Annotated in this window: 10 protein-coding genes; 9 read left to right on the forward strand and 1 reads right to left on the reverse strand. The window is 36.1% G+C overall.

The window, feature by feature from the left end; translation table 11 throughout:
- Positions 1-2: 2 nt before the first annotated feature.
- Together ACFIMU_RS01360 and ACFIMU_RS01365 are read left to right on the forward strand one after the other, a co-directional pair.
- Complete coding sequence (locus ACFIMU_RS01360; RefSeq protein WP_375606316.1) at positions 3-1,100, forward strand: FecCD family ABC transporter permease; 1,098 nt, start codon at positions 3-5, stop codon at positions 1,098-1,100.
- Positions 1,097-1,897, forward strand: a complete 801-nt coding sequence (locus ACFIMU_RS01365; RefSeq protein WP_375606317.1) for a heme ABC transporter ATP-binding protein — start codon at positions 1,097-1,099, stop codon at positions 1,895-1,897. The genes ACFIMU_RS01360 and ACFIMU_RS01365 overlap by 4 nt, the downstream gene beginning before the upstream one ends.
- A 1,144-nt stretch (positions 1,898-3,041) precedes the next feature.
- On the opposite strand, the gene ACFIMU_RS01370 is transcribed toward ACFIMU_RS01365, so the two are convergent.
- Positions 3,042-4,016, reverse strand: coding sequence for a phage tail protein (locus tag ACFIMU_RS01370; protein WP_375606318.1), 975 nt, complete (start codon positions 4,014-4,016; stop codon positions 3,042-3,044).
- Between the two features lie 1,865 nt (positions 4,017-5,881).
- On the opposite strand from ACFIMU_RS01370, the gene thiC reads away from it, so the two are divergent.
- The 7 genes from thiC (at position 5,882) to ACFIMU_RS01405 (ending at position 12,295) form a co-directional block, all read left to right on the forward strand.
- Positions 5,882-7,717 (forward strand): phosphomethylpyrimidine synthase ThiC, encoded by a 1,836-nt coding sequence (thiC, locus tag ACFIMU_RS01375; protein ID WP_375606319.1) that lies wholly within the window; start codon positions 5,882-5,884, stop codon positions 7,715-7,717.
- Positions 7,714-8,664 carry an FAD-dependent oxidoreductase gene (locus ACFIMU_RS01380; RefSeq protein WP_375695448.1) on the forward strand — a complete coding sequence of 317 codons (951 nt, stop codon included), beginning with the start codon at positions 7,714-7,716 and terminating at the stop codon, positions 8,662-8,664. The genes thiC and ACFIMU_RS01380 overlap by 4 nt, the downstream gene beginning before the upstream one ends.
- A 3-nt stretch (positions 8,665-8,667) precedes the next feature.
- Entirely contained in the window at positions 8,668-8,865 is a 198-nt protein-coding gene (gene thiS / locus ACFIMU_RS01385; RefSeq protein ID WP_375606321.1) for a sulfur carrier protein ThiS, read from the forward strand.
- A gap of 2 nt (positions 8,866-8,867) precedes the next feature.
- Positions 8,868-9,641 (forward strand): thiazole synthase, encoded by a 774-nt coding sequence (locus ACFIMU_RS01390; RefSeq protein WP_375606322.1) that lies wholly within the window; start codon positions 8,868-8,870, stop codon positions 9,639-9,641.
- Positions 9,638-10,243 (forward strand): thiamine phosphate synthase, encoded by a 606-nt coding sequence (locus ACFIMU_RS01395; protein ID WP_375696752.1) that lies wholly within the window; start codon positions 9,638-9,640, stop codon positions 10,241-10,243. Before ACFIMU_RS01390 ends, ACFIMU_RS01395 begins: the two co-directional genes overlap by 4 nt.
- Positions 10,234-10,992 (forward strand): hydroxymethylpyrimidine/phosphomethylpyrimidine kinase, encoded by a 759-nt coding sequence (locus ACFIMU_RS01400; RefSeq protein ID WP_375696753.1) that lies wholly within the window; start codon positions 10,234-10,236, stop codon positions 10,990-10,992. Before ACFIMU_RS01395 ends, ACFIMU_RS01400 begins: the two co-directional genes overlap by 10 nt.
- Before the next feature lie 463 nt (positions 10,993-11,455).
- Complete coding sequence (locus ACFIMU_RS01405) at positions 11,456-12,295, forward strand: uracil-DNA glycosylase family protein (RefSeq protein ID WP_375606324.1); 840 nt, start codon at positions 11,456-11,458, stop codon at positions 12,293-12,295.
- Positions 12,296-12,322 lie beyond the last annotated feature (27 nt).

The following is a 12,322-nucleotide window of genomic DNA, read 5'->3' on the forward strand; positions in this document are numbered from 1 at the left end:
AAATGGTAGACGGTACATCCAGGATGCATTTACCTAAAGAAAAAGAAGGTAAAAAAATAAACCGTTCAAAGCAGGGGAAGATTTTATTATTAAGCTTAATAATATTCCTTATTTTAAGTATTTTTGGTGGGCTATTGAATGGTGCAGCAAAGGTTTCTTTCGTTGATCTCCTCCATGTGATGCTTACACAAGATTTTTCGGTAAGTAGTAAAACGCGTGATTACCTCGTGCTCATCGACATAAGGCTTCCCCGTGTTATCTTGGGATTATTGATTGGAGCAGCTTTAGCTGTCTCCGGTGTTCTTATGCAAGGGCTTTTTCGTAATCCTCTTGCAGATCCCGGAATTGTAGGTGTATCAGCAGGTGCTGGACTTGGAGCAGTCTTAGCAATTGTTGTCGGCATTGCTTTTCCTGTTTCATTTGCACCTTTTCTAGAGCCTTATAAAGTTATCATAGGTGCTTTTTTTGGTGGACTTTTATCAACGATTATTCTCTACATAATAGCAACACATAACAGCTTTACCTCTATTGCAACCATGCTGCTTGCTGGTATTGCTCTTGGTGCATTAAGTAGTGCTGTTGTCGGAACATTGATTTTTGTCGCAAATGACCAACAACTGCGTGATATCACTTTTTGGAGTCTGGGCTCTCTTGCGGGCGCTACATGGTTGAAAGTATGGCTCGTTCTCCCTTTTATCGTTATTGGTCTTCTTTTCTCTCCCTTTTTATCACGAGCACTTAATGCCCTTGCTCTTGGAGAAGCTGTTGCTGGCCATATTGGTTTCCATATTCAACGCGTCAAAAATATTTCTATTCCCCTTGTTGCTCTTATGTGTGGTAGTGCTGTTGCTGTCAGTGGTGGTATTGGTTTTATTGGTATTATTGTTCCTCATATTTTACGTCAGCTCATAGGTCCTGATCATCGCTATCTCATTCCTTGCTCTGCTCTCTTGGGAGCAGCATTACTTATTTTTGCTGATATGTTTGCACGCTTAATTGTTGCCCCCGCAGAATTGCCGATTGGGATTGTAACAGCACTTTTTGGTGCACCTTTCTTTCTATGGATCCTTATATGCAAACGAGGAACAGACTTTTCATGATTGAAGCGACAAATATTTGTGTTCAGCGCGGAAAAAAACAGATTCTTAAACACATTAATCTTCAAGCTAAAAGTGGTGCTTTTACCATTATTATTGGCCCTAATGGATCAGGAAAAAGTACTTTTATCAAAGCTCTGAGTGGTGAAATTCCTTACAGTGGAAAAATAACTTTAAATGGTTATAATGTATGCCAAACAAAAACTCATGTAATGGCAAAAATGCGCGCTGTACTACCACAATCAACAACGCTCGTATTTCCGTTCTTAGTCCATGAAGTTGTAGGGCTTGGCCTTTCTGTAAACCAATTTAGCACTGCCAAAGCCGAATTGCAAAATCTTATCCAGAAAGCTTTAGATCGCGTTGACCTTTCTGATTATGGTAACCTATATTATCACCAATTATCAGGTGGAGAACAAGCGCGCGTACAACTTGCTCGTGTTCTTTGCCAAATCTGGAAACCTGTTCATAATGAGGTTCCTCGCTGGATGATATTAGATGAACCTATTGCTAGCCTCGATATTCAACATCAAATCATCGTTATGGATATTGCTAAACAATTTGCTCATTCTGGTGGCGGCGTTCTCGCTGTTCTTCATGATCTCAATCTTGCAGCACATTATGCAGATAGCATGATCTTGCTAAAAGAAGGAGAGATTTATTGCGAAGGAAATGCGACTAATGTTTTGACAACACAAAATCTCCGCGATGTTTATCATTGTTCCTTAAACGTTTCTGAATTACCTAAAGAAGATATCCCATTTATACTCCCTCAAACAGCATCCTCTTATGAGATTTAGATCCTAAAGCAGTCAGCTTCAATCTAAAAATTAATGTACCTAGCACAATAAAGTACGCAAATATTCAAGATTCTATTTTATTTTTAATGAACTCCTTTCTATCATCTAACGTCTTCCGCTCGCATCAAAGATATTTTTGGAAAAGACTATCTGTTTAAAATCTTTCAAGATTTTACGTACTAAAAATATTTGAGATTTTGTTTTGCTATCATACTTTTATATAATGCAAGTTTATACGACATAAATATGTATTTTCCTCGCTATTTCTATCACTCTTGTCTTTAATAAAAATGATCCAGAAATACATACAAATACCTTTGTCATAATAATTACATGGATTATTTATATTTTCTAGGGACTAGATAAAAATTAAGTACCTCTTAACAATCTGTAAAAGATTTATTTGTTGCTTTAACGGCGTTATTTTTTCTCATAACATATATGCTTTTTCTTTATCTTTTTTTATATTGATTCTTTATCTATCTCTGTAGTCAATAAAAACATTAAATATAATCATATTTTTATTTTTCTTCCTCTATTAGAAAAATTGTTTATTGGTACATCAAAAGAATTAAACTATTGAATAAAATATTTAAAATAAATTCAATAACGCTTCTTGTCGTCCCCTTAACGCAAAAACAATGCGTAATATAGAGATGAAAAGAAAGTATAACGATAATTTCACTCAAGGAGTATACAATTTACAAATATAACCTACATCATAGCATTGCAAAGAAATAAAATTGATAAAGAGATGAGAAATCTCTTTATGAGATCAATTCGCTGATACAAAGATATACTGTTTTTGTAATAAAACGCTACAAATGTTGCACTTTTTCATGCCTCAGATTGAGTAATTGTATCACTTTAGCCCCTATCAAAACACCTGATGAAAAGATATATCTCCAGATCATTTAATGGCAAATTTAAAATAATTTTTACATATTTTCTCTTCATAATCATACAATTATAATAAATTATATCCTTAACTCTTCCCTCCAATCATTTAAAATTATTTTTTAACTCTCTCAAGTATTGTATAAAGAGTATAGATTTCCTCTTCACATACATAAAAAATAACGCGGAATTGCTCCGCGTTAACAAAATTATCAAAGTGTATAGATTATTTATGAGCAGATCATACTCATGATTTTATAGCATAGACAACAGTTGTATTAACAGGGCGCGTTTCTGTTTCACCCGTATGGGAAAGAGTGATCTTGTGTGTATGTGCACCAGCAGAAGCTGTTGTCCCTTTCAGGGTCGCATTATAGGTATAATGATTTGGTAGTCTTCCAATATCACCAACGGGCCATCCTACTGTTTTATACTCAAAACTGTGTGCATGCTCGCCTGCTTCTTCAATGGTCCCAATATGCGTATGCGATCTTATGCTATCTTGTTGTTTATCTGCAAATTTTCTACCACCATCTAAACCACGGCCATCATCAAAGCCGCGTAAAAACATACCTCTAAAATCAGGAACTTTAAAAGTTCCATAGCTGTTTTTCCCCCATTTATCACCTATTGCCTTGAATAACTGCGGATAATCCTCACACTTATAGGACTTACCATCACATAAAAGCCAACCATTTGGCACACTTTGCATAGCAAATGTTGCAATGAATCCAGCAGGAAAATTTTCTATTTTTGGTGGTGTAGGATTTAATAAATACCACCCTTCATGCTCTTTTATTAAAACACCATTATTATATACCATTTCATAAATGCCACCTCTTTGCAGCTCTCCCCCTTCTAAGGGGATAACCCCCACATCAGTGGCTTTATAGATAAGCTTTTCTCCTATATTATTAACAGTTATTGTCGTCGTGCCAATATTTGTGCCACGAGCTTTAAAACGTATGATGATATCATTGTTGTATTTCTTTATTGGTGAAACTGTCTTTAAGGTAATTAATGTTGTTTTATCTTCCGCATTTACCATAAAGCTTGAGTCAATAGATCCACCATTATCTGCAAGATATTCTCGTACGCGCTGCATCATCGCCCGTGCACTATCATTAACAGAACTAGGCGGCTGTCCTTCTGCCCAATTAATGATACTATCTGAATAAGCATTTTCATCAGCCTTTAGAGACCAATCGTAAATATTAGACATTTTAAACCCCCATTATTTTCATAGTTTTTCTAACAACTTCTCGTTCTGTGCACTAAAATGTGCTGCCGCTGTTGATTGATACATCATAACCACTGCACCATCCTTATTTACGCATTTTATCTCTCTTCACTCCTTCCAATTTTATAACCTAAATTCACCAGACGCTTTTCATAACATTAGTATGAATACTTTCTCTTCTAATGTATAATGTAACCACCTCATCTGATGTTACTTAATATCTTGTTTTGTTGTTTTGCTGTTGTTATATAATTATTTTTTAAATCTTGCATCTTGTTGCAAAATTTATAAATATTATTCAAATTTTTCCTTATTATGGATTTCATATAACCATTACTGAATGTAATAACTTATCATCCACATAGAAAGTTTCTGACTTAAACATTATCTTTTTTTATTTTTTTCAATAGTTTAAATCTATCTCATCGATATTTTATACCATATATTTTAAACAAAGAAATTCTATCTTTTGGCTATCATTTGTATTAAAACTTTAAAAATTAGCTTCAAATTTTTTACATGCTTCATTATCTTTTTATTCACACGCAGATACTTTGTTCTATTTTATTCAATTTATTTCTGAAATTGTGTCACAAGATTAGCACCAATGTTTTTTTGAATAAGCTTTTATTCAATCTAAATGTATCATAGAAAATATATTCAATATGGACACTTGCTCCACACTTTCATTAAACTGGAAATAAAATACTTTGAAATATCAAATATCACACACCTTCACAAAATTTGAAGGTTGTATCCGATCCGGAAAAAATTAAAAAGCATAACCTAGCCCCTCCCCCAATCTTTATGAACAATATCCTTGTTTTTTAAACGCCCCATAACCAACTTTTCCCCTCCCACACTTAGCACATCTCCCTCTATATATTATTATATGTATATGTTTTTTGCAAGAGCAATAAATCATTCTAAACAACATCTTGCAATTATTGGTGTTCTTCTTAATTCAAGACAATATTATTTTTAATAATAAAGATTAGGTATTGTTTCCCGCTTTTGTTTATCGCATTCTTAATGGAAACATCCCCCTCATGAAGAATAGAATACCCCAAACAAAATATAATGATATTGCATATTACGCACTTTTTAAGAAATATTGCTCAAAATATACTCCTTTCATTTTACGACAGCGCACGTCAATGATACAATAGCAAGCCATTATAGATCATCAGCTTTAAGCTTTTGAAGATACAAGTGGAATCCATCATACATTTTGTTGGCCTCCACTTTTTGACAGCCTCACATCTTAGAATGTTCATTAAATGACATTTGGCTTCCTTTCTTCAAGTGTTTTGCCCCATACGCTCCCACTTATGACATGCAAGGAAGTGTTTTTATATGAAAAGATATATGATGAGAGAATCTTATGGTATTCTGAGTTATTATTTTAATATGAAAAAAATCTCAATCAGAGCCATAAACTATCTACTTTTTCTCTGATAATCCGCTTTTAACTTTATTCTGGTTTATAAAAGCTTCAATATCATAGTTTATCACTTCATAATATTTATTTTCACTCTTAAAAACACACCAAAATCGTTTAAAATATATTTTTATGATTGACAATATAGATATTTAAGCCAACCATATTCGTATTAACAAAAATACTTCAAGTGGGAGGAGGCATGCAAATATTAGAATAGATATTGTATCAGTTTTTCAAAATAACTTTTCTTGAGCTGTATTGGGTTTTCTTTGCTACAAAGCAATACTTACCCCTATTCATCCGAATGCTCGTGATTGATAATTTGAATACATCTCCATTAACATCGTAACTCCATTAACATCGCAACCTATTTTTGAACTCCGTGTCTATAAGGAAAAAGTTTGTGCAGAAAAATACTCCATCAATTAGTTGTAACCCCTTTCCCGCTTCACGCAAAATTTATCAACAGAGCCTTCTCTTTTCTGATGTGCGCGTACCATTGCGTGAAATTTCACTGGCTGATGGCAGTGGTGAAAAACCTTTAAACGTCTACGATACTTCTGGCCCCTACACAGATAAAGATATGATCATTGATATTACAAAAGGCCTTCCAGCAATTAGCTTGCCTTGGCTCTCTAAGCGGGATGATACTGAAACTTATCCTGCACGATTAGTTAAACCTGAAGATAATGGATTGACTTCTGATAAAAACCTTACACCAGCCTTTAAGCAAAAACGTTCTATTTTACGAGCAAAAAATGGCAAAGCAATTACACAAATGGCTTACGCACGCGCAGGCATTATTACCGAAGAAATGGAATATGTGGCTATACGAGAAAATGAAGGATTAGCAGTAGAAGAGCGGCAAAATGTACCATCAAATGAAACATTTTCTGGATCAATACCTGAAACTTATACTGCGGAATTTGTTCGCAATGAAATTGCTTGTGGACGCGCCATTATTCCACAAAACATTAATCATCCAGAGTGCGAACCTATGATTATTGGACGTAATTTTCGTGTTAAAATTAATGCCAATATTGGAAATTCAGCAGTAACTTCATCTATGGAAGAAGAAGTTGATAAAATGGTTTGGGCCATTCGCTGGGGAGCAGATACAGTTATGGATCTTTCTACAGGACGAAATATTCACAATATTCGTGAATGGATTATCCGAAATTCTCCTGTGCCCATCGGAACAGTTCCTCTTTATCAAGCACTCGAAAAAGTACAGGGTATTGCCGAAAACTTAACATGGGATATTTTTCGTGATACCCTTATTGAGCAAGCAGAACAAGGTGTTGATTATTTTACCATTCATGCAGGATTAAGACTACCTTTTATCCCTTTGACCGTTGATCGGGTAACAGGTATTGTTTCACGAGGTGGTTCTATTATGGCAAAATGGTGTTTGCATCATCATAAAGAAAGTTTTCTCTATGAACATTTTGATGAAATTTGTGATATTGCACGCACGTATGACATCTCTCTTTCATTGGGGGATGGATTGCGTCCTGGCTCTATTGCCGATGCCAATGACGAGGCCCAATTTGCAGAGCTTAAAACCTTGGGAGAATTGACAAAAGTTGCTTGGAAAAAAGATGTACAAGTTATGATTGAAGGCCCTGGGCATGTCCCAATGCACAAAATTAAAGAAAATATGGAGCAACAATTAGATCTTTGTCATGAGGCGCCTTTTTATACTTTAGGACCTCTTACAACGGACATTGCTCCGGGTTATGATCATATTACATCAGCAATTGGTGCCGCTATGATTGGATGGTTTGGAACTGCTATGTTGTGTTATGTAACACCTAAAGAACACCTAGGACTCCCCGATAGGAATGACGTAAAAACTGGTGTGATTACTTATAAAATTGCTGCTCATGCCGCAGACCTTGCCAAAGGTTTGCCGAGAGCACAATTGCGCGATAATGCTCTTTCGCGTGCACGATTTGATTTTAGATGGCATGATCAATTTAACCTTTCTCTTGATCCAGAAACAGCCTGTGCCTTTCATGATGAGACAATGCCTAAAGATGCCCATAAATTGGTGCATTTTTGTTCCATGTGTGGACCAAAATTCTGTTCTATGCGTATTTCCCATGATATTCGTGATGCTGCAGCACTCAAAAAAACAAAAGGTGAAGGTATGATTGCTATGGCTGAAAAATATCAAGAAAGTGGTGATCTTTATATGGAAATTGTTCCTCCTCAAAAAAAGAAAGTAAACAGTTGAAGAACATTCTTATCAAAGGTGCAGGTGTAGGCGGCTTAACAGTTGCCTTTATGTTACAGCAAAAAGGTGCTTCTGTTACTGTATCAGCCCCCCCTCATTCACCTATAGGAAGTGCTAGTTGGTATGCAGGAGGAATGCTCGCACCTTACTGTGAAAGAGAAAATGCGGAACAGATTGTTGAAGATCTTGGTGTACAAGCTATACAATGGTGGCGTAAAACGCTCCCCAACCTTGTCATACAAAAAGGCACTTTAGTAGTTGCACCTACACGAGATAGAGGAGAGCTTGAACGATTTTTTATGCGTACGCATAATCACAAAACCATAGATAATACAGAAATAGCTCATCTTGAACCAGATCTTGCGGAACGTTTTAACTGTGCACTCTTTTATGAAAATGAAGCCCATATTGATCCTCGCAAAGCACTTATGGCTTTAAAAGAAAAGCTTCTCAACAATGGAGCCTGTTTTGTTGATGTAGAGAAGGCTGAAAAAAATTTTGATATTGTTATTGATGCGACAGGAATAGGACGTTTAGGAAAAGATAAAAATATACGGGGTGTACGTGGTGAAATGCTACTCTTGCGGAGTACAGAAATTAAAATTTCCCGCCCAATTCGTCTTCTTCATCCACGATTTCCACTTTATGTTGTTCCACGACAGAATGATATTTTCATGATTGGCGCAACGATGATTGAAAGTGACTTTGATGGTGCAATCTCTGTAAGATCAATGATGGAATTGCTCAACGCGGCCTATACATTGCACCCTGCTTTTGCCGAAGCAGAAATTGTTGAATCCGGCGTTGGTATTCGTCCAGCTTATCCTGATAACTTCCCTTCTGTATGCAAATATGGTAACCATATCTCTATTAATGGATTTTATAGACATGGTTTTCTTTTGTCTCCAGAAATGGCAAAACGAGCAGTGAAATTGGCATTGGAATAAAGCATGCAAATATTTGTTAATGGTGAAACACTTCAAACAGAAGCTCCTTTTCTTAGTCTCTTGCTTGTGGAATTGGGGTATGAAGGAAATTGGCTAGCAACTGCTGTTAATGCTGAAGTTGTTCCTGTAGATGCGCGTGACCAATTTATTTTGCATGAAGGAGATAAAGTGGAAATTTTAAGCCCAATGCAAGGTGGTTAATTATGTTGAATCTTTATGGACGACAATTCACCTCTCGTCTTATGTTAGGTACAGCGCAATATCCTTCTCCTGTCATCCTTCGTGATGCTATTCATAAATCCAATACAGAAATTGTAACCGTTTCATTACGTCGAGAAAGCGCAGGTGGAAAACAAGGAGGGCAGTTTTGGCAATTTCTTCAAGATCTTGGGGTAACAGTGCTTCCTAATACTGCTGGTTGTTATACTGTTAAAGAGGCCGTAACCACAGCGCAATTAGCAAGAGATCTTTTTAAAACAGCTTGGATTAAACTCGAAATTATCGGTAATTCAGACACCTTACAGCCAAATATTTTTTCCTTAATCGAAGCTGCTCAAATTTTAAACAATGAAGGTTTCAAAATTTTTGCCTATACAACGGATGATCTCATTGTTGCTGAAAAACTTTTCGACATTGGTTGCCGTGTTATTATGCCTTGGTGTGCTCCTATTGGTTCTGCCAAAGGACCTCATAATACTGATGGATTGCGTTCTATCCGTGCTTACCTTCCTGATGCTACTCTTGTTATTGATGCCGGCATTGGACGCCCATCCCATGCCGCCATTGCGATGGAACTAGGTTATGATGCAGTACTGCTTAATACCGCAGTTGCTAAAGCAGCTGATCCTGTTTTGATGGCTGAGGCCTTTTCCAAAGCTATTCAGGCAGGGCGTATGGGGTATAAAGCTGGCATGATCGAAGCACGCAATGTAGCAGTCCCTTCAACACCAATCATTGGAAAAGCGGTATTTTCATGAAACTGGATCCTTTTTACCTCATCGTTGATAACGCTGATTGGATTGAACGTTTGCTTCCTCTTGGTATCAAGCTCGTACAATTGCGTATGAAACATGAAAATCAACAAATAATCCGTCAACATATTAAGCGTGCAAAAAACATATGCAATAAATTGGGAACACAATTAATTATTAATGATCATTGGGAAATAGCAATTGATGAAAAGTGTAATTTTATTCATCTGGGACAAGAAGACCTGAGCAATGCTGATCTTCACGCAATTCGTAAAAGTGGTATAAAAGTTGGTCTTAGTACACATGATGAACATGAATTGGATATCGCACTCTCTGCTAATCCTGAGTATATTGCACTTGGTCCTATTTATCCGACAATCTTAAAAAAAATGAAATGGATGCCACAAGGACTAGAGAAAATCAAACAATGGAGAAAACGGATTGGTGCTTTACCTTTAGTGGGTATTGGTGGGTTAACACCAGAACGTGCAGTTAGTGTTTTAAATGCAGGAGCAAATAGTGCTGCTGTTGTGACTGATGTTATCCTCCATAAAAAACCTGAAGAGCGTGTACAGCAGTGGATAAAAGTGACACAAACATGGCGTTGATACCTTCCATTCTTATTGTTGCAGGCACTGATCCAACAGGAGGTGCCGGTATTGTTCGTGATATAGAAACCTCTGCACATTTTCAAATAAAAGCAAATTTAGCAATTACTTGTGTTAACGTACAAGATGATAATCGCGTTGTCGAAATCATTCCAATGTGTGGAGACCTTGTCGCTGCGCAAATGCGTGCTGCTCTAGAAGCAAATCCAATAAGCGCAATAAAAATTGGTATGACGGGGACAAAAGCAATTATAGCAGCAATCTGTAACGTACTCAAAGACTATCCCCATGTTCCAGTTGTTTTGGACCCTGTACTTGTCGCTTCATCAGGAGGAAAACTAATAACAGAAACAATCATCGACACTATGATCGATGAACTGCTTCCTCATGTTGATCTTTTAACACCGAATAGAGAAGAACTCGCTCTTCTTAGCCAAAGTCCATTGGCATCTAATGATAAGCAAGCAATACAACAAGCAAAAAAACTTTTGTCATTGGGAGCTCGCTCTATCTTAGTAAAAGGCGGACATGCGGAGGGTCCTCTTGCAATTGATAGCTTCATTGACAAAATTGAAGTCATCAATATTTCTACTCCACGTTTAAAAGGAACAATGCGTGGAACAGGTTGCATTCTATCAAGCGCTATTGCAGCGCATTTGGCACTCAATGAACCTCTCATTTCAGCTGTAAAAAAAGCAAAAGAATATATCCACACATTGCTTTTAACCCATTGTGAAAACTGTTTGTAACGTCTTAGTGTTTTCTCATATAAAAGTAATAATTATATATTTCAATTAATATATTATATTTATTTAATAAAAGCTATTAAATAAATATAATAATAAAAAATTATACTTAATTTTTTAAATAAAATACTACAAAATTCACTTTCACTAAGTATTAAATATAGAATATAATGATAAAAAATATTATCACGCCACTTGCATTCAGTAAAAAATTCTTTTATTATGAGTGAGTTTATTTTGTTTAAAAAGTTGAAATAGCGCAATTTAAACAAATTATACATTTAAAGATGCATATAATCTAAAGATGCATATAATCGCGAAAACTCGCATTTTACGATTTGCCTTTTTTGTGAAAAGAGAGAATCCTATCAGCATTCTTATACATTAATGGCTAGCGAATACGTTTATAAAACTTGAAGGATAATTTTGTTTGATCTATAGTGCCTAGATCATTAGAAAAAGTAAAATGTTAAATCAAACGCCGTACTCGATTTCCTATGAAGAACTCTTAAACTTTTATAAAGAAAGTGGTGCGGATGCCGTTCTGACAGACTTCCCTATTGATCGTTTTAAGCAGTCTGCTTGTTCAGAGAGAAAATTAACGCCTGTTGTTAACATTTCTGGTAATCAACAAACATCTGCCAAAACATCTCCAAGCGTAAAATTAGATAATCATCCACTGTATAATTCTAGTCCTATACAAAACGAATCCGCTGCTATAGAGAGTGCAAAAAGTGCAAAGACACTTGATGAATTAAAATCTGCCCTCCTTGCATTTAATGGCTGTTCACTAAAATTGACAGCAAAAAATACCTGTTTTTCAGATGGAACAGCAGGAAGTCCCCTAATGCTCATAGGTGAAGCACCAGGACGAGAAGAGGATATACAAGGAATTCCTTTTGTGGGAAAAGCAGGGGTGTTACTTAATAAAATTCTCGCATCAATTGGCTTAGCAAGAAATAATGTTTACATTGCCAACACTATTCCTTGGCGTCCACCAGGAAATCGTACACCAACACCAAGAGAAGTTGCCTTGTGCCGCCCTTTTATTGAACGGCACATTTATTTAGCACGTCCTCGTGTTCTTATAGCACTGGGAGGCGTTGCTGCACAATTTCTTACTGGATCTCAAAATGGGATTATCCGAACAAGAGGGAAATGGCATATCTATGAAAGCGAAGATAATATAAAAATACCTGTTATGCCAACTTTTCATCCAGCTTACCTTCTTAGAACCCCTAGTCAAAAGAAGCTTACATGGATAGACTTCTTAGAAGTAAAAAATCGCCTCGACAGCCTTTTGTAATTCTTTAATCCTATCTTGCTTCTAAAA

Source organism: Bartonella sp. AC70YNML (genome assembly GCF_042196545.1).
Taxonomy (GTDB): Bacteria; Pseudomonadota; Alphaproteobacteria; order Rhizobiales; family Rhizobiaceae; genus Bartonella.